The sequence below is a fragment of the uncultured Bradyrhizobium sp. genome (assembly GCF_936943645.1).
Lineage (GTDB): Bacteria > Pseudomonadota > Alphaproteobacteria > Rhizobiales > Xanthobacteraceae > Bradyrhizobium.
The window spans coordinates 17,216-43,176 of sequence record NZ_CAKZJO010000021.1 but is presented as its reverse complement, the minus strand read 5'-3'; the positions used below and the strand labels follow the sequence as shown (position 1 = coordinate 43,176).

Below are 25,961 nucleotides of genomic sequence, written 5' to 3'. Positions count from 1 at the left end.
GGTTGCCCGCCCTGTCATCATGCGTGTCGCGCCGGCGCTACCGCGTCCACCGCACCCCGGCCCGCATCTCGTGACGATCGCGAAGCGCCCCTCTGGCAGGGCCGGGATGAGCGCTTGATGCCATAAATCCGAAATTCGGTAAAGTGGAATATTTTTGCGGGGAGGGATTGACGGGGTCGCGGGTGTTTTGCCCGACGGGTCATTTTGACCAGCCGACTGGCGCGCCGAGGCTGCCTTGTCCCACGTCGCCAAGGTCTTCAAGACCGGCAACTCCCAGTTCGTCCGATTGCCCATGCATCTGCATTTCTCGTGCGATGAGATCGAAGTGGCGCGACAAGGTGACACCGTCCTTCTACGCCCCCAGCGCAGAGCCGCCGGAACTTGGATCTCGCTTCGAGAAGCCGTTGCGCGCGGCTTCAGTCCCGACTTCACAACCGAGAAACAGGCGAAAAGCTCGTAAGATGAAGCGCGAGTTCTTTGCGAAACCAAACACACCATCAAATTACGGTGACAGTGCGGGACTGTCACCGTAATCCCACCGTAATCCGTCCGGACTATGCGTCTCGTGCGCTAGGAGGCTGCGAGCTTGCCGCCGAGCCTGCCGGCAGCACGATGAGGGTAGACCTGTCGTGGCCGAGAAGAAGATCAACAACCGACCCCGCCTCGACAGGCATCGGCCTCGGCAAGACATGGAGAACCTGGAGCCAACCGCCATCATGATAGCCATCCGGATGGTTGGTAAAGACGACTTCGTCGATAAGGTCGACATGCATCCATTGAACGACGCCGACGGCGGTTCCGGAAGCGATCACGGGGATCGAGACGACCTGCAGTTCCGGTTCATGTGCGGCAGACGTCAAATTCAGTGATGCGATTTCAAAATCGTTCGAAAGCCTCGTCCATTCGGTCATCGTTCCATGGACGGGAAGACGCAGTGGTGCGAGGCTGTTGAACCGCGAGACGTCGAAACCGGACGCCATCTTGACGTGGCTATAGGCAGCGAGCGTTTCGCTTGCCACAAGGCAGCCAATGGCCGTTGCAGCCTTTGGAATGACGATCGCATCTTCGGCAATCAGCCGGCGCCGCGCATCTTCAAACGTGCTCAACACATCCTCAGCCAGGAGATCGCTGGACAGGATCTCGGAGATCAGGATGTCGGCCTTGGTCGGAATATCCTCGCCGACGGAAAGAGTCGTCGAGGATCTGCCGATAACCTTGATCTGCTCGCCATATCCGTTATCGGCGACGATCTCTCGCGCAACGCGCGCGATGGTCGGAACCGTTTCGCAGGTGACGATGTTGGTGGCGCCTTCGCGTGCCGCCATCATCGACAGCAGACCGCTGCCCGTGCCGATGTCGAGGATTTGCGCGCTCGAGCCGCGGATCGCCAAAGCCCGACGAATCGCCCGTTCGAAACAGTCGTTGCGCCGCGTGTCGTTCATCATGGCGATGTGCCAGAAGGGAACGATGGCGGACGACAACCGGCGCAGCTGGTGATAGGCGTTCACATTGTCAGGCTGAAGCCGAAGAACATGGCCGAACTCGATGATCGCTTCATCCTTTCGGCCGATATCAGCCAGTGCAACGGCGAGATTGTTGCGGATGAGCGGATCGTCGGGAGCGAGGCCGGCCGCGATTTCAAAACAGCTCAGCGCCTCGGTCAAACGCCCGGTCCTGTAGAGCAGCCCGCCCTTCGCAGCCAGGGCATTAAGGTGATGCGGCTCCATCGAAAGCAGCGTGTCCCAGTAATAGATGGCGCGGTCGATGTGTCCACGGTTCGCAACGACAATTGCAAGAAGCGGCAGAACATCTGCGCTGCGATAATCGTCTAACAACACCTCCAGATAATGCTGCTCGGCGCGCTCCCAATTGCCGGCGCCATGGAATTGCATTCCCCTTTCGAGCGAACGCCGCGCCGAATCCGGAGGCTCCCCAACGGTCTGTTTGCTCATCCCAACTCCGCGTGCCGTCTCAATCGATCAGAAAGCGGACTGAACCCGGCCGGTCTCGCTGCAAGCGAGAGCATTGCTCGGATGCATTCCAGATACGCGAGACGAGCATTCCCAGAGATCTCTACGGTGGCCATGCGGGAAGCGTTACGGTCGCTGGAAATGATTCGTCGTGAGTGAGCGGTCGCGTCGATATCTATGCCGTTTCGCAGCTTCGCTCCACCGGCCAGACATCAAGGAAAAGGCCCGGACGCCAATGGCGACCTGGCCTTTCGCATTTGTCCAGTTCGACGAACCGCCTCACGCCGCCTTCGACACCAGCGCCTCGCTCTCGATCAGCGCGCGATGGGTTGAGCTCCTCGCGAAACCCATCGCACTTATTTCGTGGTAGCGTCGCGTCATGACGGGGCACCGTCGCAATCTCCAGTCCCCGCACGTCGATGCGGCATCGCCGCGACTACCGCACCTCGCGCACCCCCTCACGCCTCGCCCTTTTCGCCGCCGTGACGAGCTTGCGATCAAACGTGACGAAGGCCTCGCAATGTCCGGATCGCGTCACATGCAGCGCATCGGCGAAATCCATCCCCCTCTCGGCAAGGTCGAGCGCCGCCGCGACCATCACGCCGTCCTCGACCGTGACGGTCGGAAGTCCCGCGAAGACACGAAGCGCGTGCACGATATCCGCAGCCTGATAGCCGTACGCGCTTCGCAGCACCCATTCGACTTCGAGGAGCACCGTGACGGCGACGAAGACGCTCTCGCCGTCGATCAAGGCACGAGCACGTGCGGATTGGGTGGCGTGATCGCCGGTCAGGTAGCGGACGATCAAATTGGTATCAATCGCGATCATGCCGGCGCCTGGCTTCGGCAAGCACGCTCGCGTCCATCTCTTCGAGCGTTTTCGGCTTGCCGCGATACGCCAGGACGCTGAACACATCCTCCGGCCGCGTCGCGGCAAAGGCCGGTGCCGGCTTCAACAGCACGCCCTCCGCCGTCTCCTCGACGGTGAGCCGCGTTCCCGTCCTCCACTCCCGCCGCTGGCGAATAGTGCTGGGCAGGACGACCTGTCCCTTGGTGGAGACGATGGTGGTGAGCTTGTCCGTGTCGGCCATGACCTGACCTTCCGATGTAAGACAAATGTAAGATAGGCGCAGCCGGACTTCCGTTCAAGCGGCTCGGACGACGATCCCGCAGGTCAAAGAAAAGGCCCGGTCACCTGACCGGGCCTTCTCTATATTCTCAGCTCTGCGTCCCCGGCTCACGCCGCCTTCGACACCAGCGCCTCGCTCTCGATCAGCTCGGTGCCGATCAGATAGTCGCGACAGCCACGCAAGGAGCGCAGGGCGCGGTTGAAGTCGATACCGGTCGAGACCAGGGCATGCAGCGTGGCCGGATTGCGCACGATGCCGCGCAGCACGGCGGCGAGGTCGATCTGGCCGTTCGGCTTGATGGCGGCGCGGGCGAGTGCCGGCAGCGCGCGGTGGGCAGGGTCGCTGATGACGCGAACCGCGGCAAACGGTAAGCCGGCCTCGGCGGCATAGGCAGCCGCGATGTGGCTTTCCATGTCGACGGCCGACGCGCCCGTCTCGGAGTGCAGCGCGGCCTTGCAGGAGCTCTTGGTGACCACTTCCTCGGCGCCGGCGAGGCTGCCGCGCACCACGCGGCGGCGGCCCGAGGTCAGGCGGTCGATGAGGTCGTCGCCGAGCGAGAGGCCGGCGGCCCAGCGGGTGTCGCCGTCCAGCACCTCGGTCGCCAGCACGACGTCGCCGGAGCGCAGGCTCGGGTCGAGCCCGCCGGCCACGCCGAACGAGATCACGCCGCGAATCGTCTCGGGATCCACCACGGTCAAAAGCGCCCGCAACTGGGTCGGGCTGCTGGATGAGCAGATGACGGCCATGCCGGGCCCGGCCGCAATGCGGGCCTCCTGCACCAATCCAGTCACGATCAAGATCGGCCGCGGATCAATGGCATTGCCCGCGGTAAGATAGTCCCCCGTCCCCAAAGTCACATTCCGACCCCTACCACCCTGCTGTTGGTGCTCCGCAAGTTCCGATACCGCGCCAGTGCCCACAGCGGAAAGAACTTTGGGTAACCATGATACCGCAGATAGAACACGCGGGGGAAGCCTGTGGCGGTGTACCGCTGCTCGTCCCACAATCCTTTTTTGTTTTGTGTTGCAATCAGGTACTCCACCCCGCGGGCGACGGCCGGGTGATCAACCTCGCCTGCCGCCATCAGGGCAAGCAAGGCCCATGCCGTTTGCGAGGCGGTCGAGGGGGCGGCCTCCCATCCCCGGTAGTCCAGCCGGTAGCTGACGGCGTCCTCGCCCCAGCCGCCGTCCTGGTTCTGGATCGAGGCCAGCCAGGCCGCGGCCTTGCGAATCATGGGGTCGTCGTGGCGGACGCCGGCCATGTTGAGGGCGCAGAGCACCGACCAGGTTCCATAGATGAAGTTCATACCCCAGCGGCCGTACCAGGACCCCTCGGGGTGCTGGGTCTTGCGGAGATATTCCACGCCGTCGGCGACGTGCTTGCTGGTCTTCTCGGTCTCCCCGAGCTGGGCCAGCATCGAGATGCAGCGGGCGGTGACGTCCTCGGTCGGCGGGTCGAGCAGCGCGCCGTGGTCCGAGAACGGGATGTTGTTGAGGTAATATTCGAGATTGTTGACGTCGAAGGCGGCCCAGCCGCCGTCGTCGCTCTGCATGCCCTCGATCCACTCCCGGCCACGGGCGATCGCGGCGTCGTAGCCGGTCGCGCCGTGCTCCCGGCGCATGCGGTCCATCGACATCACCACCACGGCAGTGTCGTCGAGATCGGGGTAATGGGCGTTGTTGTACTGGAAGGCCCAGCCGCCCGGGCGGACGTCGGGCCGCTTCACCGCCCAGTCGCCCTTCACCTGAAGCTCCTGCCGCGGGATCAGCCAGTCGAGGCCCTGCTTGGCCGCAGGCACCGCCTTGTCGCCGCCGGCCTCCAGCAGCGCATGCGCGGTCAGCGTCGTGTCCCAAACCGGCGAGACGCAGGGCTGGCAATAGGCCTCGTCGTCGTTGATGACGAGCAGCTTGTCGATGCCACGGCGCGTGATCGCGCGCGGCGGAAAACTCTCGTCCTTGCCGAGCGCGTCGTACATCATGACGATGTTGGCCATGGGCGGATAGATCGCGCCCATGCCGTCCTCGCCGTTGAGCCGCTCTTCGGTGAAGGCGAGCGCGGCGTCGATGGCGCGCTTGCGAAGGCTCTTCGGAAACATCGGCTCGACCACGCGCAGGATGCCGTCGAGCGCGCGGAACAGCACGAACCAGGCCATGCTCTGATGCGGCGCCTTCGCCGTCATGCCGATCGAGCGCGGGTCCTGCAGGAACAGTTCGTCGATGCCGACACCCTTCGGATTCTTGGCCAGCGGCTTCAGCGCGGCAAGCACCATCAGCGGCACCATGGTGGTGCGCGCCCAGTAGGAGATCTTGTTGAGGTGGAACGGCGACCAGAACGGCAGCAGCACGATCTCGATCGGCAGCACCGGCACCGCGCGCCAGGTCACGACGCCGTACATCGCGAGCAGGAAGCGCGTGAAGACGTTGCTGTTGATGGCGCCGCCGCGGGCGTGGATCGCCTCGCGCGCACGCACCATGTGCGGCGCGTCGATGCTGTCGCCGATCATCTTCAGCGCGAAGTATGCCTTCACGCTGGCGCTCATGTCGAACTCGCCGTCATGCACCAGCGGCCAGCCGCCATGGGCGCCCTGGATGCGGCGCAGGTAATTGGCGATCTTGGCCTCGAGCACGGTGTCGACCGGCTCGGCGAGATAGTGACGCAGCAGGACGTATTCGGCCGGAATCGTGCAGTCGGCCTCGAGCTCGAACACCCAATGGCCGTCCGCCTGCTGGAAGTCGAGGACGCCTTGGGTGGCCGACGCAATGCTCGATTCCAAGGTCTCGCGGCTGGTCGCGTTCACGGAATCCATGTCGCTCGATTGCTCCGATAGTCGATTGAAAGTTGACCGGGACATTTGCCCGTCAGGGCCGCCTCTCAGGATCCTTTGGCGGCCAGAACCAGATCGGCGGCGCGATCACCTGATCGCACCGATCCTTCGATGGTTGCAGGCAATCCCGTAGCAGTCCAATCCCCCGCAAGGAACAGGTTTTTCAGCGCCGTGACCGGCCCCGGACGCAGGGCATTCTGGGCCGGCGTCGCCGCAAATGTGGCACGGCGCTCGCGCACGATCTGCCACGGCGGCAGCTCGCCCGACACGCCACCAGCCTTGCAGACGTCGTTCCAGATCGCCTGCGCCAGTTCCTCGCGCGGCATGTCGACGAGACGATCGCCATTGCTGATGGTGACGGACAGGCGGTTCGGGAACGCGAACAGCCACTCCACGACGCCGCCGATCACGCCGAGGATCGGCGCCGAGCCCGGCGGCGGCTCAACGCGGAAATGCGCGTTGACGATGGCGCGGAATTCGGTCGGCGCCTTCAGGCCCGGCAAGAGGCTGGTCGCCGCGCGCGGCGGCACCGCCATCACGACGACATCGCCGTCGGCGAGCTGAATCACGTCCTCGCCGCCGAAATTCAACGCAGCCGCCCTGCCGTCGCTGGTCGTGAACGAGCGCAGCTCGTGGCCGAGCTGAACGGTGTGCCCTCGATCCTGCAGAAACTTCACGGCGGGCTCGATCAGCACCGCGCTGAGGCCGTCGCGCGCGATCAGGGGACGGCAGGCCTGCCCGCCCGCAAGCAGCGTCTCGCGCACGATGGCGCCGGCGAGGCCCGCCGAACCCTCGGGCGGATCGACGTTGAGGGCTGCGAGCAGCAGCGGCTGCACCAGGCGCTGATACAGGATGCCTTCGGTCGGGATCGACTTGCCGACCAGGGTCTCCTCCGACGCCCAGATCAGCGGCGCCAGCTTCAGATAATCGGTGAGACCGGTGTCGGGCACGCGGCGGCCCTCGTCGAGCACCCAGGTCGGCAGCCGGCCGGTGCCGAGATCGATCTGCCAGCGCTGCCCGGTCTTGATGTCGACGAAGGGAAACTGCGCGCTCTCGGGGCCGACGAGGCCGGCCTCGGTGCCGATCGCACGCGCATAGGCGCGCGCATGGCTGTTGCCCGACAGCAGCAGATGATTGCCGTTGTCGATGGTGAGGTTGGTGGCGCCGTCGAAATAGGACCGGCAGCGGCCGCCGGCCTGGTGCGTCGCCTCGTGCACGGCGACCTTGTAGCCGGCATTGGCGAGCCGCACGGCGGCGGAGAGGCCGGAAATTCCAGCGCCGATGATGTGAGCTGTCTTTTGCATCAGATGAAAGCGTAACGGAGCAGGATCAGGATGCGTGTGATCTTCGACACACGCACCGGCTGGCGCGGCGCGTTGAAGCCGCGCGCGATCAGGAGGTCCAGAATGGAGTGGTAGTATTTCGACATGATCCGCGGCGCGCGCACGGTGCGGCGCTTGTTGCGGTTCATGATCTCGTCCGACTTCTCGAAATGCGCCTTCGCCCGCTGCGTCAGCGGCATGCAGACCTTCGGCAGCGCGCGCTCGGCGATCACGCGGTTCGGATCGTCGGAGGTGATGCCGGCATGCAGCAGCGCCTCGCGCGGCAGATAGAGCCGGCCGAGGCCGGCATCCTCATCGATGTCGCGCAGGATGTTGGTGAGCTGGAGCGCGCGGCCGAGATGATAGGCGAGCTGGATGCCGTCCTCTTCCGGCAGGCCGAACACCCGCACCGACAGCCGCCCCACGGCGCTGGCGACGCGGTCGCAGTAGAGATCCAGCGTCGCCATATCAGGCGCGCGGATGTCCTGCGGCACGTCCATCTCCATGCCATCGACGATCGCCAGGAAATCCTCGCGCTTGAGCCCGAAGGTCTTCACCGAAGCGACGTAGTCCTTCAGCCGCGGCGGCGGATTGCCCTGATAGAGCGCGTCGATGTCGTTGCGCCACTCCTGAAGCGCGGCGAGTCGCTCGTCGCGCGGACCGTCGGAATCGGCGATGTCGTCGACCTGGCGGCAGAAGCTGTAGATCTGGAACATCGCTTCGCGCTGGTCATGCGGCAGGATGCGCATCGCGGCGTAGAACGAGCTGCCGGATGCGGTCGAGCCGTAATTGGCATTGGCGCCGGGCGCTGTCGCCTCAAGCGTCATGGGCAGTCCCCGGTCTGGAAATGGCCTTGCGTCCGATCGCGCGGCGGCCGGCCTCACTGAGCATTCCCGCAAGGCTGAAGACGAGCAGTTCGAACTTGTTCAGATGCACCCGCTCGCGCAGGGGATCGCGCACCTTCAAGAGGCGCACGATGCGGTCGGCATAGGCCTGGATCACCGCGACGTCGATGCCGAGACGGAAATCCCGGATCTCCGCAGCCAGCCGCCTGCCCTCGTCGAGCAGCGCTTCGTTGCGCGCGGCGAGCGACTGCAGGCAGGCTAGCATCGCCGGCGGCGATTGCGGCAATCCGAGCTGCTCGACCGAGGCGCCGTGTGCGGCCAGCGCATCGCGCGGCAGATAGACACGGTTGAGCTCGCGGAAATCCTTGCCGCAATCCTGAAGATGGTTGTTGATCTGCAGGCCCGCGCAGAGCGCATCCGACGCGGCCCAGGTCGAGGTGCTCTCGCCATGGACGTCGAGCATGAAGCGGCCGACCGGCATCGCCGAGTAACGGCAATAATGGATGACCTCGTCCCAGTTCTCGTAGCGCAGCTTGGTCACGTCCATGCGGAACGCGATCAGCACGTCGAGCGCGTGGCGCGGCGCCATGCCGCGCTCTGCCAGCGCACGGCGCAAGATGACGGCCTCGAGCTGGGTGTCGCCCTGGCCGAGCAGTTCCGCCTCGAGCAGGTCGAGATAGGCAAGCTTCTGGTCGGCCGGGAGCGTCGCGTGGTCGGCGACGTCGTCGGCGGTACGGACGAAATTGTAATAGGCCAGGATCAGGGCGCGATGACGCGGATGAATGATCCAGGACGCGACGGGAAAATTCTCGTCGCGGTCACCCTTGCCGGATCGCAATTCGCTCGCAGAGGTCATCGAGGGCTGGTTTACAATCGTTTGGACAGAAAGGGCTTCTTCGCTCGCGGGCTCATGCCGGCGATCCGCCGCGGCCCCCATATAGGGGAATACGGCCGCAAAACCAATCCTGTCTCTCGACGGCCGCCCTTCCGCGGATCGGGCCCGAAAAGGCGGCCCTCAAGGCCGCCTTTGGTGGGCCAGTGGCTTACTGATTGTGGTTCTTCAGGACCTGGTCGCAGGCCTGCGAGATCTTGGACCGGTTCTCCTTGAGACAGGCCAGGATGGTGAAATCGCCCTGGTCGATGACCGGACGGCAGAACTTCTGCACATCGCGCGTGCAGGCCTTCTGCTCGGCATCCGTGCCGCGTCCTGCCTGGGCGAATGCCGCGGTCGAAAGGGAAGCCGACAGCAGGGTGAGAGCGACGAGAAGCTTACGCATTGTATTCCTTCATTCTGGCGGCAGAATCGCACCGGACCCGGACCGCACGGGACGGACGACCGGAACGGATTGTTCTGATGGCAAGTCGCCGCTTCCAAAGCGGCCTCAGAGAAGGCACAAGCACTGGCAAATGCGGCCAAATTGGCGCCGCGCCCACCAAATCAGGACTTCCCTCAACCTTCATTGACAGATGTAAGCGGTTGATACTACGTCATAATTCAGACGCACCGCGTTTTAATGCAGACCTGTTGCAGCGCTGCATCTGTCCGCAGCTCGTTTCCGGCCAGAAACATGCCGAAACAAGGCAAATCAGCGGATTCGGGCCTGGCACGCGGCGACGTGAACCACCATCTCTGGCGCCCTGGCTTTGAACCTGACACTGGCTCGGAGCACTAAACTTTCGATGTGGCGAGACGTTATCGCGCGTAGGCGGGCGTCGTTCCAAAACGGGATATTTGAGATGACATTCTTTGGGCGATCTGGACTGGCAATCAAGGCAGCCGGCATTGGGGCGGCGCTGCTCTTCTCGATTTCGGCGAGCCACGCTCAGTCCTCCGGCCCGTTTGCCGGTTTCGACGGTGCATGGACCGGCACCGGCACGGTGTCGCTGTCCGACGGCTCCACCGAGCGCATTCGCTGCAAGGCCGACTACAAGGTCGCCGGCAGCGGCCTCAATCTGAAGCAGGCCCTGCACTGCGCCTCCGACAGCTACAAGTTCGACCTCACCAGCGACGTGACGAGCCAGGGCGAGCGCATCTCGGGCAATTGGAGCGAGTCCAGCCGCAACATCTTCGGCAATCTGCAGGGCACCGCCGGCGGTGGCCAGATCGACGTGTTTGTGGAGGCCAACGGCTTTGCCGCCAATCTCTCGCTGCGCACCAACGGCAGCAAGCAGACGGTGCAGATCTCCTCCAAGGGCGAGATCCGCGGCGTCAACATCACCATGACGAAGAGCTGAAACTCTCGTCTCGGCTGAGAGGCATACGGCCCCCGGTTCTCGCGAGCCGGGGGCTTTTTGCTGACACGAACTGATCCGGGACGGACCTGCCGAGATGGACCCGATACGCAGACATCTGATCAAGGCCGCCGGGCTCCTGATAGCCACCCGTGCCTTCGCCGACGATCCGCAGGGAGCGAGCATGCAGCCCTCGTCCGTCAAGCCGCGTCACGTGCTCTGTTTCCTCGGCAAGAATGAATGCCTGCTGCAACCGCCGAAGACCGTGGCCAAGACGATCGCCGATTTCGGCTTCGAGATCGACCGCACCTATTCGCAAGCAAAGCCCGATGCGACCATGGCGCGGTCGTTCGGCGTATGCTGGGACCGTGTCTTCCCGAAAGCATGGTCCGCGGCCGACGAGGCCGCCGTGGCCCATCACAAATCGGTGCTCTACGTGCTGAGCCCACGGATGGATCAGCAGAAGGCAACCGCCCATTCGGCCGCGGCGCTGCAGATCGTGGACGAGATGTTCGACGCGGGCGCCGTTGCCGCAAAAGGCGAAAGCGCCGGCATCGCCCACGGCGTGGCGCGGTGGCGCAGTCTTGCCGATCAGGCCCGCAAGGGCGCGAAGACCGGCCAGGGCCTCGGCATGACCCCGGCCCTCACCAAGGCTTGCCGTCTTGCCTTCGCCAAGCGCCCCCTCGCCGGCGATCGCTACTTCGAGACCGTCGGCTATCACCTCGTCGGCCTGCCGGAGGTCTATGTCGCGAAATCGCGCGGCAACGAATGGTCCGCGGTGATGCTGATGGACGAGATCGCTGGCGCCATGGCGGAGCACGGCATCGAGGCGACGCTGCGTGACCGCAAGCTCGCGCTCTCGCGCGAACAGGACTACGGCGAGAGCGATTTCAAGTTCAATCCGTACGGGATCGTCCGCGTCGATGCGTGAGTGCGCGGCGGCGTTCGCCGCCCGCCCCGCTCAGATTGCCGGCTTGTCGGGGCCCTGCAGCTTCGCGTGCAAATTGATCAGCCACATCGCCGTCGGCCTGAGGATGAAGAGGTCGGCAACGAGGGCCATGACCATCGAGAAGGCGCTGAGCCAGCCGAACAGCCGCAGCGACGGCAGGTCGGAGAACACGGTGACGACGAGGCCGCAGGCCAGCACCACCGTGGTCAGGATCAGCGCAGGTCCAACCAGCACGGTGGCGCGTTCGACCGCAAGCGCCGAACCCACGCCGGGCTTGTTCTCCAGCCGCAAGCGGTTGAGGAAGTGGATGGTGGCGCTGAGGCCGAGGCCGAACGAGACCGTGAGCGCAACGACGCTGGCGAATTGCAGCCCCTCGCCCATCGCCCACAGCACGGTGCCCGACATCACCACCGGGAAGATGCCCGGCAGGATACAGGCGAGCGTCACCACCCAGGAGCGGAAGGCCAGACCGATGAAGATCGCGACCAGCGCGAATTCGATCGTGAGGCCATGATTGAGCTTCTCGATCATGCCGGCCGAGTTGCGCGCCGCGATCGCAGCAAGACCCGTCACTGCGATTTCGTAACCGGGATGCTTGTTGCGGACGGCATTGAGCTCGGTATCGAGCTTGTCCACGATCGGCAGGAGCTGGCTGGAATCCTTGTCCGGCACGCGGCCGGCGACCACGACGGCGTCCTGCTGGGCGTCGATGAAGCGCCGCACCAGATGCTCGGGGATGACGTTGACATATTCCTTGAGGGTCGCGACGTCGGCGCTGCCGGCCTTCTCGGCCAGCCAGCGACGCAGCGTCTCCAGCGACCAGACGTTACCGACACCGGCCGCTTTCTCGACAGTCGCATGCACATCCGCGATGGTCTGGAGCGTCTCCGGCGAATACAGCGTCTCGCCCTTGGGGAACGCAATGAGCACGTTGACTGGGTTGGCTCCGGTGAGCTTGGCATCGAGCCGGTCGCTCGCGGCAACCGCCTGGCGCTTGTCCGGCACCTGGTCGGCGAGCCGGTAGCGCGGCTCCAGATTGGCGTAGATGACGCCAAGGCCGCCGACGAACAGCACCGCGATCAGGCTGAACAGGCCGGGCCGGCCCACCATGCGCACCGCGATCCAGTAGCAGAAATTGCGCAGCGCCTGGACGCCGGCATCGGCGCCCTGGAACTTGACCGCGAAGACCTTCTCGTTGCGCACGAACAGCACGCCGAACACCGGCACCAGCGACAGCACCGCGACCAAAGCGATGATGGTGGCGGCAAGGCCCGCCTCGCCGAACTTGCGGATCAGGTCGGAATTGGAGAACTGCAGCGCGATGAAGGAAATGCCGGCGGTGCCGTGCGTCAGCACGCAGGCTGGCCCCACCACCAGCACCGCGTTCTTGAACGCGGTGAACTTGTCCTGGCCCGCGATCAGGCGGTCGCGCGCGGCAAAGGTGAGCTGCATCGAGTCGGAGAAACTGATCACCATGATGAGCGGCGTCATCACGTTCAGGAACATGTTGAGATTGAAATTGGCCCAGCCGAGCGCGCCCAGCGCCAGCAGGATCGCGATCATCGGCGGGAACGCCGCCGCGATCATGAACGAGATCTTGCGGAAGAAGATGATGGCGATGACGCAGCCGGCGAGAATGCCGAGGATGTTGTAGGTCAGCCCGTCGCGCTCGACGGCATTGCGGATCTCGAGCTGCATCACCGGCACGCCGGAGAGCTGCACGTTGAGGCCGGTCTCGCCGAGATCCTCCTTCATCAGCGCGCGGATGTCGCCGACGGTCTTGGTCAGCTTGCTGGAGGCGACGACCTCCGGATCGAGCGACAGCACGATCAGCGCCAGCGTGCCGTCTTCAGACAACAGCTTGCCGCGGATGATCTCGTTGTTTTTGACGGTCTCGATGAACTTGTCGTAGGCGGCGCCTTCGGGCAGTTCGGCCGGAAACAGTGCCGCCGGCAGCTTGCCCGGCGCCGGCGCCTGGCGCGCCGAGAACAGCGAGACGAGGCCACGCGTACCCTCGACCAGCTGCATGTCCGTGACGAAGTCGCGCAGCTTCTCGAGATTGTTCCGCGCCAGCAGGTTCTTGCCTTCGACCACGACGAGGACGTCGAATTCCTCGGCCGGGAACTTCTTCGTTACCTCTTCGTACTGTTTGAACTCGCGGGTGTCGGAGCGGAACAGCTGCGACAGCGAATCGTCGATCTTGATACGGTGGATGCCGAACACCGCGCCGACGATCAGCGCGAGCAGGACAATGCAGGAGACGATCGGCGCCCGGACGGCGATCAGCCCGAGACGTTCCAGCCCGAAGGCGATCGAGGACGCAGGTCCCTGCTCGACCTTGTCGACATGAACCTCATTCTCGCTGTGCTTTTCGAGCATGCCTTATCCAGTTCCTAAATCGGCTCGGTGTTGAGAGCTTATTGCGCCCCGCGAACGGCTTGAAAACGCCATACCAATGGGAGGCTTGCCCCTTGAAAATGCGCGGAAAATCGCCGGCAGCGGTTTAGCAGGTCAATCACCCCTCTCGCAAGCAGGCGAAGTGTGGGCAAATCGATCAAGATGCGGCGATTTCGGGTCCTGCTCCCGGTCATCCGGGCGGGATTGTGCCAATTCGACGCGGCGCGCGGTCCGCGCTCTCGTCCTTCAGCGCCACGCCGCTGACCTCTCGGGCCAGCCCCTCGCGGACCAGCCAGGCAATCTTGAGCGCGGCCTCGTCATGGCTCAACCCGGCGTGGTGGATGTTGGACACGCAATTGCGCTCGGCATCGGTGCGGCCGGGCGTCGGCGCAAAGGTGAGATAGGCCCCGAGACTGTCCGGCGCCGACAGGCCCGGCCGCTCGCCGATCAGTGTCACGACCATGCGTGCGCCAAGAATGGCGCCGATCTCGTCACCGAGCGCAACGCGCGCGCCTGAGGCGACGACGACATGGCCGAGCACGACGTGCTCCCCTTCCGCGAGCAGCGGCAGCAGGCGCCGCACCAGGACAAGCGCATGGGCGTGGACCGCCGCCGCGGACAGGCCGTCGCCGATCACGAGCGCGAGCTGGCACGGCGCCGAGGCCGCTTGCCCCAGAGCTTCGACCGAGCGGGGCGCGAGCCTCCGTCCCAGATCGGGTCGTCGCAGATAGTCCCTGCGGTCGACCGCCTGGCTGCTCACCTCGGTGACGGCAAGGCCAAGCGCGCGGAGGTCGGCGGCCAATTGCGGTGCGTCGAAAGCGGCGTGCACCGCGTCGCGGGCGCGGGCATGGTCCAGCGTGAAATCGAGCAGCGCCTTCGTCGGCACGCTTGCGCCGCTGCGCCCGAGCGCGACGCGCGCGGGCGTGAACGTCCGTAGATCGAGGGTCGGACGGCGCGGCAGAGCCGGATCAGACACGGCGCGTCATTCGGCGGGAACGGCGGCTTCACGCAGCCGGATCGAATAATTCGAGGCGTTCTGCCTGCCGCTGGAGGCCGCCCGCGCAAAGGTGATGAGGTGGTGTGCGATCAGGGTGCAGCCGATCAGGCCCTCGAGATCGCCGCGCTTGATGCGCCCCAGCGCGAACTTCCAGAACACGCGCCTGTAATCGCCGAGCACGCCGACCTTCCAGAAGATGTTCCGCAGCATGACGAGGCCACGGCGGATGTTGGGCCAGGTCTTCATCTCGTCCGGCACCGGCATCTTCAGGCGGTGCACATAGACGTTGTCGCATTGATGCTGGAAGCGCGCGAAGACCTTCTCGGGCTCGTAGGCGACGGCCATGGCGTGCTTCCAGGACGCGACGACCTCGTCATAGGGCAACAGAAAGTCGACGTTGGAATCGCGCCCCTCGTCTTCGACCAGCCGCCCCTCGCGCTCCAGCCGGTCCCACAGCGGCGTCTTCGGCAGCGCCTGAAGCAGGTTGATCGTGAGCAGCGGAATCCGGGACTCCTCGACGAAGGCGAGCAGCGCCTCCGAGGTGTTCGGCTTGTCGGTGTCGAGGCCCATGATGATGCCCGAGACGACCTCCATGCCGTAGGAGTTGATGGTGCGCACGCCCTCCAGGATCGGGACCATCATGTTGTGGTCCTTCTGCATCGCCTTCAGCGCGTCGGGGTCGGGCGTCTCGATGCCGCAGAAGATGGTGATGAAATAGGCCTCGCGCATCTTCTCCAGGATCTCGGGCCGCTTGGCGATGTTGAGCGTTGCCTCGCAGGCGAGCCGCACCACATAGCCGGTCCGTTTCTGCCATTCGATCAGATGCGGCAGCAGGTCCATCGCCGCCTTGCGGTTGCCGATGAAATTGTCGTCGACGAAATAGACCGTGTCGGTCATGCCGCATTCGCGCAGGCGGTCGAGCTCGGCGATGATCTGCTCCGGCGACTTGATGCGCGGGTTGCGGCCGTAGAGGCCCGGGATGTCGCAGAACTCGCACTGATAGGGACAGCCGCTGGAATACTGGATGCTGCCGAGCATGTATTTCTTCACGTCGGCGAGTTCGTAGGCCGGGATCGGAAACTCCGTCATCGGCACGCGGTCCTTGGTCGTGAGGACCACTTGGCTCTCCGGCCGCGAGGTGTCGCGCGAAAGAATCTCGATCAGCTGGTTGGTGGCATCGCCGAGCTCGCCGACATGGAGATAGTCGAACGAGGGATAATAGTCCGGACAGGCGCTGACGGAGGGACCGCCGAGCGCGACGGCCAGGTCGAATTCATGCGCACGGCGGCAGATGTCGTTCATCTGCTGGCGCTGGATGTGCATGCCGCTGACAAAGACCGCTTCCGCCCATTCGAACTCTTCCCTCGTCGTGCGGCGGAGGTTCTCGTCGACGAACTTGACCTGCCAATCCGGCGGCAGATAGGCGGAGATCAGCAGCAGCCCCTGCGGGGGCATGAAGGCGCAGACACCGTCGGTCAGGGGATAGGAATGCTCGAACGTACCGAACGAGGACGTGTAGCGCGGAAACACGCAGAGAATCCGCCGGGCCGTTCCGTTGCTTGCAGCTCGCATCTAAGCTCCCCCGCCACGACTGATGTTGCGGAAATTGCCAGCCAGACACATAGCGTAATGCTGCCGCCGGAATTTCTCAATATTGTGGCACAAGCATAATTCAGGAGGATGCAGATAGTTTCAGACGCTTCGTACCGCCTCAGGCGATCAGCCGCGAGGCAAAATCGGGCAGCAGGCCGGAATCTCCGGCAATCCGGAAATCGGCGCCCGTGATGCCCGACCGCGCCAGCCAATCATCGAATTCCGGCGCGCGGCGCAAACCGAAGACGTCTCGGACATAGAGCGCGTCGTGAAAAGACGTCGACTGGTAGTTCAGCATGACGTCGTCGGCCCCGGGGACGCCCATGATGAAGGTGACGCCGGCGGCGGCGAGCAGCGTCAGCAGGTTGTCCATGTCGTCCTGGTCCGCCTCGGCGTGGTTGGTGTAGCAGATGTCGATCCCGAGCGGCAGGCCGAGCAATTTGCCGCAGAAATGATCCTCCAGCCCGGCGCGGATGATTTCCTTGCCGTCGTAGAGATATTCCGGGCCGATGAAGCCGACCACGCTGTTGACCAACAGCGGGGCAAAGGCGCGGGCGACCGCATAGGCGCGCGCCTCGCAGGTCTGCTGATCGACGCCGTGATGGGCGCCCGCCGACAGCGCCGAGCCCTGCCCGGTCTCGAAATACATCACGTTCTGCCCGACCGTGCCGCGCCGCAGCGACAGCCCGGCTTCCTGCGCCTCCTTCAGCAGGGCAAGGTCGATGCCGAAACTGCGATTGGCGGCCTCGGTGCCGGCGACCGACTGGAAGACGAGATCGACCGGCACGCCCTGCCCGATCAGCGACAGCGTCGTCGTGACATGGGTCAGCACGCACCCCTGCGTCGGGACATTCAGCCGCGCGATGATCTCGTCGAGCAGCCGCAGCAGCTGCGCGATGACGGCCGGATCGTCGCTCGCCGGGTTGATGCCGATACAGGCATCGCCGGACCCAAGCAGGATGCCGTCGAGGATCGAGGCGGTGATGCCCCTGATATCGTCGAAGGGATGGTTGGGCTGCAGCCGCGTGCTCATCCGGCCCTTCAGGCCGATGGTGTTGCGGAAGGCCGTGGTGACCGCGCATTTCCGCGCCGCCAGGATCAGATCCTGGTTGCGCATCAGCTTCGAGACCGCGGCCACCATCTCGGGCGTGAGGCCGGGCGCGAGCGTCTTCAGCACCTCGGGCGTGGCGGCGTCCGACAGCAGCCAGTCGCGGAAGCCGCCGACCGTGAGGGATCCCACCGGCGCGAAGGCCTTTGCATCATGGCTGTCGATGACGAGACGGGTGACCTCGTCGACCTCGTAGGGGATGACGGCTTCCTGGAGGAATTGGGCGAGCGGAACGTCGGCGAGCGCCATCCGCGCCGCGATCATCTGCTCGGCCGTGCCGGCGGCGATCCCGGCCAGCCGGTCGCCGGAGCGGGGCGGCGTCGCCTTGGCCAGGAGATCGCGCAGGTCCGGGAAGGTGTGGGTCGTGGCGTCAATGGTGTGGCGGTAGACCAAGGGCCTCTCCGGGGTTCGTCGGCCGGTGGCCGAGTCCAATCGACCCCGGCGGCCAGCATCAGGAAATACGCGCCTTGCGGCCGGCATGCACGCCGATGTTGGAAACAGTCCCGAACTTCCCGGCGCGATCTGCCGGATACCGATAGGCGCGCCGCAAATGACTGGAAAACCTCACTTTTTCGCTGCAGCGCGGCAAGTTCCGCTGGGCGGCATGTTAACGCGGCGTCCATCTTCGTTCTGCATAGTTTTGCATCAATTTGTACCGTCGCGCTCACCGGCCACTCCAGGCCATGTCCGGGCTCCTTTACACCATGACATCAGTTCGATCTGGGAATGCCGCCAGGCTCGCTGGCCGCTTCACGCTGGCCACCAAGCTCTACGCCATCTTCGCGCTGTTCGCGCTGCTGACGGCGGCGATCGCCATGCTGTCCGACTACAACAGCCGCCGCGGCGCCGACCTGACCAGCGCAATCGAGACGGCGAACGCCGCCGCGCTGAACGTCGAGCGCGTCAATTCGCTGGTCTATGCGGTGGTGATGGAATCGCGCGGCGTCTACATGTCGACCGAGCCGAAGGTTGTGAAGAAATACGGCGACGGCCTGCTCAAGTTCAACGCCCGGATCCTCGACGTCGTGAAGCACTGGGAGACCATCGTCAGGGCCGACGATGCCGAGCAGTTTGCCACCTTCAAGAAGCGCATCGAGCAGTTCGTCGAGTTCCGCAAGGAGCTGGTGCGCCGCGGCGTCGAGATCAACGCGGCCGCCGGCCGCGAATGGGGCGACAACGACGCCAACCGGGCCGTGCGTTCGGCACTGAACAAGGATCTCGAGGCGCTGTCCAAGGTCTATGCCGAACGCGCCAAGCAGATCGCGCGCGAGACGGAGACCAACCGCACCCTCTCCTTCGTGCTGACCTGCCTCGGCGGCGTGGCGCTGGCCCTGGTCGTGGTCGGCATCGTCATCATCGCCCGCTCGGTCGCCCGGCCGCTCGCCAAGATCACCGCCACCATCAATCAGGTCGCCGACGGAGCCCAGGACGTCGTGGTGCCGCACTCCGACCGCGCCGACGAGATCGGCGCGCTGGCCCGCGCGATCCAGGTGTTCCAGGAGGCCATGGGCCGCAACCGCAACCTCGCCTCGCAGGTCTCGCAGGACTCCGCCGCGCGCGAGGAGCGCGCCCGCCACATCGAGCAATCCGTCGAGCAATTTCGCGAGGCGATCGGCGCCATCATGCGCGGCCTCAGCGACAACGCCTCCACCATGCGCGAGACCGCGCAGACCATCACCCGCGTCACCGCGGATGCGAACAGCCGTGCCGGCACGGCGGCGGGCGCCACCGAGCAGGCCTCGCACAACGTCACGGCGGTGGCGGGCGCGGCCGAGGAGCTGTCGGCCTCGGTGGTGGAGATCGGCCGCCAGGTGCGGCAGAGTGCCAGCGCGGTCGAGCAGACCGGCCAGCGCACCGAGAAGTCGATCTCCGAGATCGAGAGCCTCGCCGCGGCCACGCAGCGCATCGACGGCGTGCTCAATCTGATCCAGGCGATCGCCGAGCAGACCAATCTGCTCGCGCTCAACGCCACCATCGAAGCCGCGCGTGCGGGCGAAGCCGGCCGCGGCTTTGCCGTGGTCGCCCATGAGGTGAAGGCGCTCGCGGGTCAGACCGCCAAGGCGACTGCCGAGATCAGCGAGAACGTCGCGATGATCCAGTCCTCGACCCGCAACGCGGTCGACGCCGTGCGCGAGATCGGCGGCGCGGTGCGCGAGATCAACGAGGTCACCTCGGCGATCGCCGGCGCCGTCGGCCAGCAGGACGCCGCCACGCGCGAGATCTCGTCCAACGCGCAAAGCGCCGCGCAAGGCAACGAGACGCTGGTCGCCAACATCACTTCGCTGCGCGATGCCATCGGCGAGACCGACACGGCGGCAGCTTCGGTGCTGACGGCCGCGAGCAGCCTGACCGAGACGGCGGACACGCTGTCACGGGAGGTGGAGACGTTCTTCCAGAACCTGCGCTCGGGCGCCCCGGACGGCCGTATCGCCAGGGCGGGATGACGGCGCGGACGGCTGCACCCGCAGTCAATGGGGCCGCGCCGACAAAAAGCGCGAAAACAACCCCATGCACAGTAGCCGGCGACAACTGAATCAATGGGTTAGCTGTCGCCGCAATTCCAATCGGATTCCATGAACGAGATTTGACGCGTCGGGCAAAGCAACCGCATGACGTCATGATGGCGATGGTGCGCTGGCAGCGCCCTCACGAGCTCGCCTTGCACGCCGGAGATGATTCAAGCTCCGCTTGATCTTGATCAACATGTCGCCCGCCCGGTGCCGAACAAGATACAAAAACTGCGCGGTGAAGGCATGGCTCGAACGCGTCGATTTCGGTTCGCACTGGCAATTTGGCTCATCACGACGCTGGCCATGGCGTGGTGGATGTGGCCGCGACAAGCCCCGCCGACGACCCGGGTCATATCTCCCGAAGCGATCCTGAACATCAAACAGGAAGTGCGCCTCAGAAACGACAGGTGGGAAGCCGAGGACGCAATCAGCCGCCTGACCCCGTTTCCGATACCGGATGTGAGCGACTCCTTTCAGCGCGACGTGTCGGCGATCATCGAACAGCTTCGCAAGGAATTGCTTGCAAACAACGCAAACGGCATTGCTGCCTACAAGGCGGATCTGCTCAGCCGGGCCTCTTTGCTGGGCGGCTCCGGTCAGATGATTGACCGCGCGTCCGCCTTTCTCGCAGCATACGACGGCGAACTCTCCCCGTCCTTGAGAGGAGAAGTGGCGGAAGGCGCAGATGCCGTGCGCCAGGCGCTGCATGGCAGCGATTGGGACAGGCTGCGAGCCAGCCACGACGCGCTCTCCTGGCTGTCCAGTTACAGGTTGATGCTCGTTACGGCAGCGTACTCGGAAATCAAGTCGGTCGACAGGCTTGGCTCCAACGTGAACCCCAAGCTGCGGCAACAGATAGAGGCGGCGATCGATCCGGTGCGCCAAGCATTGAAGGGCGATAGCTGGGACGACGTCGCCGAGCAGTATCAACGGCTCCCAAGACTCCACACCTACCCCTCGCATATCCTGAGCATGGTTCAGGATGGTCGGGCGACCGCCGAGGCGCTTCAAGCGTCGGAGAAGGCAGGTCTCGTGTCGGCGCTTGACGGCGTAGACACGGCTCTACGGGGGGAGAGCTGGGAAGAACTCTTCACCCGGGCGCAAGACGTCCTGGCGGCCCGAAACAAGATCATGACCGAGCTTGGCGGCCGGGTCGTGCCGCCGTGCGTGCGAATACTCTCCATCGACGGCGGCGGCATTCGCGGCATCATTCCGGCGATCATTCTGTCGGAGCTCGAAAGCCGCGCCAAGGCGCCAATCGCGAAGCTGTTCGATTACGTCGTCGGAACGTCGACCGGAGGGATCATCGCGCTTGGCCTGGCCGCGCCCGACCCCAACAATCCCGGAATGCCGCTGCATGCGGCCAAGGAGCTTGTGGCGTTGTACAAGACGGAAGGCGCGAAGATATTCCCCGACACGTCACTGAAGCCGGTGAGCTGGCTGTTCGGGCCGAAATATCAGGCACAGGGAATTGAGCGCGTCCTAAAAGGTTACTTTGGCGACGTGCTGCTCAAGGACGCCCTCCTGAACGTGGTTGTTCCCGCTTACGCGATCGAATCACAGGATCGATCGGAGGGCGCAAGGCTGTACCGTCACGTGTTCTTCGACAATTTCAGAGACGATGGAGCTTTTATCTACATGTGGGAGGCAGCCCGCGCCGCTTCCGCCGCGCCAACATATTTTCCTCCTTTCGAAGTTCCCGCACCGCCTCCGATCGGCCGGGTTGCCTTGATCGACGGGGGCGTGTTTGCAAACAATCCTGCGGTCTATGCACTTTCTATCGTCAAGCGACGCGAATATGCGCTCTATGGCCCTCGCGCGAAGCCTTATGACGCAGCGCATCCGATCCTCATGCTGTCGCTTGGCACGGGACGTGCGCCTCAATCGATGGCTTTCCAGGACGCCTGGGGATGGGGAGGCCTGCATTGGCTCGGGCCCCTTCTCGACATCACATTGTCGGATCCCGGAATTGAGGATGAAGCACAACAATTATTGGGGTACTCCGATCTCTATTACCGGATGCAGCTCACGCTCACCACATCGACGGCCGCGCTCGATAACGCCAGCGAGGGGAACATCAAAGCGCTGGGAGATGCCGCGGATCGATATATCCGCGACAATTCGATCATGTTCGACAAGGTGGTGGCACAGCTCAATCGACAAAGGCCAGCGGACTGCAGACCACGGATCGGCCCGTTTGAGTGATCGACCTGATCTTTCGCCAGCACGCTGCGCCAAGGCGGCGGGAGCCTGGGAGTCCCGCACCCGTCATTTCCCGTCGAGGAACGCGCGCACCTTGCTCACGGTCTGCGCCGGCTGCTCTTCCATGATCCAATGTCCGGAGCCCGTGATGATGCCGCCGTCGACCTTGGTGCCGACTTCGCGCATGATCGCAGCTTGCTGATCGCCGAAGGACTTTTCGGCGCCGAGGGCGAGGATCGGCATGTTCAGCTTGGTCGCGGCGAACACCTTGTTGTCCGCGGCGTCCTTCCCGAACGCGGCGAACTGCTCGAAGGCGTAGTGCATGTTGCCGGGCCGGGCGTACAGCTTCGCATAATGGTTGCGGGTCGCTTCGTCGATCGCCTTGGGATCGGCCGACAGCTCGTTGTAGAACCGGTCGAGATAGATGCGCTCGCGGCCCTTGACCAGGCGATCGACATCGGGGCCGCGGAAATTGAAATGCCACAGCATCGGGCTCTTCAGGATTTCGTCCCAGGGCCCGATGCCGGGCAGCGGCGCGTCGATGACGACCCATTTGGTGATGCGATCGGGATATTGTGCAGCGAGCGCATAGCCCACCATGTTGCCGATGTCGTGCGTCACCAGATCGGCCTTCTGGACCTTGAGCTTGTCCATGACCATGGCGATGTCGACGCCCTGGGTCTTCTTGTCGTAGCCGCCGGCGGCCTGGGACGACAGCCCCATGCCGCGCAGGTCCGGGACGATCACGGTGTGGTCCTTGTAGAGCGCCTTGGCGAGCGGCGCCCACATGTCGCCGGTGTCGGCGAAGCCGTGCAGGAGCACCACCGCCGGCCCGTGTCCGCCAATGCGGACATGCAGCGTGACGCCGTTGACCGACATCCGTTCGATTTTGAAGTCCGGGGGAAAGGGTTCGACGGCTGCGAAAGCTGACGGGCCGCTACAGACCACCAGCATCATCAGGATGGCGGTGCATATGGCCGCGACGGATCGCGCGCCGGACGGCCGGCCGCTGGGGACAAAACTGCGCATTGTTGACCTGCTCGCTCATGTGCCGAGCGCAACAACGTCGGCAGTGACGCACCAAAGAATCTGATGCATCAAAGCACACCATCTTACCTTCTGACCAGACGCGAGCGTCGGTTTTTGCGCGATCGCCCGAAAAGCTGTGCGCTACCCCATCACCCCGCCGCGCTTGATCAGCTCCTTCCCCACCGCGGCGAGATGCACCTGGTCCGGGCCGTCGCCGATGCGGATGAAACGGGCGTAGACATAGGCGCGGGCGAGGAAGGTATCCTGCGAGACGCCGGCGGCGCCGTGGATCTGGATGGCGCGGTCGATGACGCGGGCGGCCATGCCGGGCACCACGATCTTGGCGGCGGCGATCAAATCGCGCGCGGCCTTGTTGCCCTCGCGGTCCATCTTGTCGGCGGCCTGCAGCGTGAGCAGCCGCGCCTGCGCGATCTCGCAGAAGGAGTGCGCGATGTCCTCGCGCACCGAGCCCTGCTCAGCCAGCGGCTTGCCGAAGGCGACGCGGGACACGGATCGCTGGCACATCAATTCGAGCGCGCGCTGGGCGCAACCGATCAGCCGCATGCAATGGTGGATGCGGCCGGGACCTAGCCTCCCTTGCGCGATCTCGAAGCCGCGGCCTTCGCCGAGCAGGATGTTCTCGGCGGGCACGCGGACGTTCTCGTAGACGATTTCAGGGTGGCCGCTGGGAGCATCGTCATAGCCGTAGGTCAGCATGTCGCGCAGGATGCGCACGCCGGGCGTGTTCCTGGGCACCAGGATCATGGATTGCTGGCGATGGCGGTCGGGATCGTCGGGCGCGGTCTTGCCCATCACGATCAGGATCTCGCAATCCTCGTTCATCGCGCCGGAGGTGAACCACTTGCGCCCGTTGATGACGTAGTCGTCGCCATCGCGCGTGATGGCGCACTGGATGTTGGTGGCATCGCTGGAGGCGACCTGCGGCTCGGTCATCGAGAAGCCGGAGCGGATGCGGCCCTCCAGCAGCGGCTTCAGCCAGCGCTCCTGCTGCGCCATGGTGCCGTAATTCGCCAGCACTTCCATGTTGCCGACATCAGGCGCCGAGCAGTTGAACACCTCGGGTGCCCAGAGAATGCGGCCCATGATCTCCTTCACGGGGGCGTATTCGAGATTGGTGAGGCCCGGACCATGCTCGCCGGAGAGAAACAGATTCCACAGCCCCTGCTCGCGCGCCATCTTCTTCAGATCCTGCAGCACAGGCGGCGTCTTGTAGCGCGCCGCTTCCGGCTTGACCTGCTCGTAATAGAGCTCCTCGACCGGCTCGACATGTGTTCGCATGAACTGCCGAACGCGCTCCTGCAGCTCGAGCGAACGGGCGGAATGTTGAAAGTCCATGGGGGTCTCCCGCTCGTTGATCTTCGAGTCAGTCTCGTAGGGTGGGCAAAGCGAAGCGTGCCCACGTCCTATTTCCGTATTGAGCAGGCCGTGGGCACGGCGCAAGTGCGCCTTTGCCCACCCTACGGCACCGAACTCGCGGAGAGAGTCCGGCTCGCCCCCTCACGTCCCCTTCAAGAGCTCGCTTGCCACCACCCAGTCGTTGCCGTCGAACTGGAGCATGTAGCCGTCCTTGATCGGGCGGAAATCCTGCGGCGTGGTGTTCAGCGTAATGCCGGGCATCAGCAGCGACAGCGGCACGTTCTTCAAATTCGCCGCCTGCGCCATGATGTTCTCGCGCGTCAGATTGTCCTTGCATTGCCTCAGCAGCACCACCAGCGCCTCGGCGACGGTGTAGCCGTAGAGGCCGGCGACGTTGTTGACGTCGGCATTGGGCAGGCGCTTCTTCATGAAGTCGATATAGGCCGTCATCGCCGGATCGTCCTTCGGCTGCTCGACGAAGGGTTTGAGCGAGCCGAGCGAGAGCACGCCCTTGCCGGCGTCGAGGCCCGCCGGCGCCATCACGGTCGCCTTGTTGGCGCAGCCCGAGGCAAGGAAACGCGTCGGCTGCCAGCCGACCTCGTGGGCCTTGCGGATCGCCTGCGCGCAGGCGCGCGGCGTCACCGAATAGATCATGAAGACGTCAGCCTTGGTATTGGCCAGCGTCAGCACCTGGGAATCGACGGTGGGGTCAGTGACCTCGAAGCTCGAGGCCATCGCGATCGCCTTGTCGGCCTCAGTGCCGAGCGCCTCCTTGACGCCGCGTAAGTATTCCTTGCCGGCATCGTCGTTCTGGTAGAGCACCGCAAAGCGCGCATTCGGGTTCTTGGCGCGGGCATAGGCGACGTCGATCGCCGCCTCGCTGGTGTAGTTCGGCGCCCAGGGCAGCGCCATCGACCACGGCATGTTGGCGGGGTCGTTCCACTTCGAGGCCGAGCTGATCAGGAAAAGCTGCGGCACCTTGTTGCTGTTGAGATATTTTGCGATCGCCGAGCTCGGTGCCGTGCCCATGGTGGCGAAGATGAAGGCGACGCCATCGCCCTCGACGAGGCGCCGCGCGGCCTCCATGGTCTTGGGCGGCGAGAACGCATCATCCAGCGAGATCAGGTTGAGCTTGCGGCCGCCAACGCCGCCTTTCTCATTGACCTCGTCGAAATAGGCGGAGATCACCTTGCCCGTGATACTGAGCGGCGAGGCCGGCCCGCTATAGGGCATGGTGTTGCCGATCTTGATCTCGGTGTCGCTGACACCAGGGCCGTAGGATTTTTGCGCCGAGACGGGTGTCGACAGGCAGGCGGCAGCCAGTGCCGTGGCCAGGACCAAAGCGGCTTTCATGGTTTCTCCCCGATGATTGTCGTCCGCGCGGACGAACGCGCGGCGCGCTGCTTTTCGTCAGCGCGTCAGATCAGCGGGGTTCTGCATAGCGGTCTTGCGTCAAGTTGCTGGTGGCGCAGGCCG

20 protein-coding genes are annotated in these 25,961 nt (G+C 64.5%); 4 read left to right on the top strand and 16 right to left on the bottom strand.

The window, feature by feature from the left end:
• Positions 1-554: 554 nt before the first annotated feature.
• From Q0743_RS02625 to Q0743_RS02585, 9 genes are all read right to left on the bottom strand, one after another.
• Positions 555-1,952 carry a tetratricopeptide repeat protein gene (locus Q0743_RS02625; protein ID WP_298240039.1) on the bottom strand — a complete coding sequence of 466 codons (1,398 nt, stop codon included), beginning with the start codon at positions 1,950-1,952 and terminating at the stop codon, positions 555-557.
• Positions 1,953-2,406: 454 nt separating this feature from the next.
• Entirely contained in the window at positions 2,407-2,799 is a 393-nt protein-coding gene (locus Q0743_RS02620) for a type II toxin-antitoxin system VapC family toxin (RefSeq protein ID WP_298240038.1), read from the bottom strand.
• A complete protein-coding gene (locus Q0743_RS02615) occupies positions 2,786-3,061 on the bottom strand; it encodes an AbrB family transcriptional regulator (RefSeq protein WP_298240037.1) in 276 nt (91 codons plus the stop codon). Before Q0743_RS02615 ends, Q0743_RS02620 begins: the two co-directional genes overlap by 14 nt.
• Positions 3,062-3,207: 146 nt before the next feature.
• Positions 3,208-3,957, bottom strand: a complete 750-nt coding sequence (locus Q0743_RS02610; protein WP_298240036.1) for a phosphorylase — start codon at positions 3,955-3,957, stop codon at positions 3,208-3,210.
• A complete protein-coding gene (gene shc, locus Q0743_RS02605; protein ID WP_298240035.1) occupies positions 3,954-5,906 on the bottom strand; it encodes a squalene--hopene cyclase in 1,953 nt (650 codons plus the stop codon). The genes Q0743_RS02610 and shc overlap by 4 nt, the downstream gene beginning before the upstream one ends.
• A 65-nt stretch (positions 5,907-5,971) precedes the next feature.
• Positions 5,972-7,228 carry a hydroxysqualene dehydroxylase HpnE gene (hpnE, locus tag Q0743_RS02600; RefSeq protein WP_298240034.1) on the bottom strand — a complete coding sequence of 419 codons (1,257 nt, stop codon included), beginning with the start codon at positions 7,226-7,228 and terminating at the stop codon, positions 5,972-5,974.
• A complete protein-coding gene (hpnD, locus tag Q0743_RS02595; protein ID WP_298240033.1) occupies positions 7,228-8,073 on the bottom strand; it encodes a presqualene diphosphate synthase HpnD in 846 nt (281 codons plus the stop codon). The genes hpnE and hpnD overlap by 1 nt, the downstream gene beginning before the upstream one ends.
• Positions 8,063-8,947, bottom strand: coding sequence for a squalene synthase HpnC (gene hpnC / locus Q0743_RS02590; RefSeq protein ID WP_298240032.1), 885 nt, complete (start codon positions 8,945-8,947; stop codon positions 8,063-8,065). The genes hpnD and hpnC overlap by 11 nt, the downstream gene beginning before the upstream one ends.
• 187 nt (positions 8,948-9,134) lie before the next feature.
• A complete protein-coding gene (locus Q0743_RS02585) occupies positions 9,135-9,368 on the bottom strand; it encodes a hypothetical protein (RefSeq protein WP_028135323.1) in 234 nt (77 codons plus the stop codon).
• Positions 9,369-9,828: 460 nt separating this feature from the next.
• Between Q0743_RS02585 and Q0743_RS02580 the strand changes: the two genes are divergently transcribed.
• Entirely contained in the window at positions 9,829-10,326 is a 498-nt protein-coding gene (locus Q0743_RS02580) for a hypothetical protein (protein WP_100178900.1), read from the top strand.
• Between the two features lie 94 nt (positions 10,327-10,420).
• Positions 10,421-11,254, top strand: a complete 834-nt coding sequence (locus Q0743_RS02575) for a hypothetical protein (RefSeq protein WP_298240031.1) — start codon at positions 10,421-10,423, stop codon at positions 11,252-11,254.
• A gap of 30 nt (positions 11,255-11,284) precedes the next feature.
• Here Q0743_RS02575 and Q0743_RS02570 read toward each other — a convergent pair whose 3' ends face one another.
• The 4 genes from Q0743_RS02570 to Q0743_RS02555 all read right to left on the bottom strand — a co-directional run bounded on the left by Q0743_RS02570 (position 11,285) and on the right by Q0743_RS02555 (position 17,760).
• Positions 11,285-13,651 (bottom strand): MMPL family transporter, encoded by a 2,367-nt coding sequence (locus tag Q0743_RS02570; RefSeq protein ID WP_298240030.1) that lies wholly within the window; start codon positions 13,649-13,651, stop codon positions 11,285-11,287.
• Between the two features lie 208 nt (positions 13,652-13,859).
• A complete protein-coding gene (gene eutC / locus Q0743_RS02565) occupies positions 13,860-14,645 on the bottom strand; it encodes an ethanolamine ammonia-lyase subunit EutC (RefSeq protein ID WP_298240029.1) in 786 nt (261 codons plus the stop codon).
• A 6-nt stretch (positions 14,646-14,651) separates the two neighbouring features.
• Positions 14,652-16,238 (bottom strand): B12-binding domain-containing radical SAM protein, encoded by a 1,587-nt coding sequence (locus Q0743_RS02560; protein ID WP_298240028.1) that lies wholly within the window; start codon positions 16,236-16,238, stop codon positions 14,652-14,654.
• Positions 16,239-16,377: 139 nt separating this feature from the next.
• The gene (locus Q0743_RS02555; RefSeq protein WP_298240027.1) at positions 16,378-17,760 is read right to left on the bottom strand and encodes an ethanolamine ammonia-lyase subunit EutB; all 1,383 of its coding nucleotides are present in this window, start codon (positions 17,758-17,760) and stop codon (positions 16,378-16,380) included.
• Between the two features lie 311 nt (positions 17,761-18,071).
• Between Q0743_RS02555 and Q0743_RS02550 the strand changes: the two genes are divergently transcribed.
• Together Q0743_RS02550 and Q0743_RS02545 are read left to right on the top strand one after the other, a co-directional pair.
• Entirely contained in the window at positions 18,072-19,811 is a 1,740-nt protein-coding gene (locus Q0743_RS02550) for a methyl-accepting chemotaxis protein (RefSeq protein WP_298240026.1), read from the top strand.
• A 228-nt stretch (positions 19,812-20,039) separates the two neighbouring features.
• Complete coding sequence (locus tag Q0743_RS02545) at positions 20,040-22,082, top strand: patatin-like phospholipase family protein (protein WP_298240025.1); 2,043 nt, start codon at positions 20,040-20,042, stop codon at positions 22,080-22,082.
• Between the two features lie 63 nt (positions 22,083-22,145).
• On the opposite strand, the gene Q0743_RS02540 is transcribed toward Q0743_RS02545, so the two are convergent.
• The 3 genes from Q0743_RS02540 to Q0743_RS02530 all read right to left on the bottom strand — a co-directional run bounded on the left by Q0743_RS02540 (position 22,146) and on the right by Q0743_RS02530 (position 25,838).
• Positions 22,146-23,108, bottom strand: a complete 963-nt coding sequence (locus tag Q0743_RS02540; RefSeq protein ID WP_298240024.1) for an alpha/beta hydrolase — start codon at positions 23,106-23,108, stop codon at positions 22,146-22,148.
• Between the two features lie 141 nt (positions 23,109-23,249).
• Entirely contained in the window at positions 23,250-24,464 is a 1,215-nt protein-coding gene (locus Q0743_RS02535) for an acyl-CoA dehydrogenase family protein (RefSeq protein WP_298240023.1), read from the bottom strand.
• Positions 24,465-24,626: 162 nt separating this feature from the next.
• Positions 24,627-25,838 (bottom strand): ABC transporter substrate-binding protein, encoded by a 1,212-nt coding sequence (locus tag Q0743_RS02530; protein WP_298240022.1) that lies wholly within the window; start codon positions 25,836-25,838, stop codon positions 24,627-24,629.
• Positions 25,839-25,961: the final 123 nt, after the last annotated feature.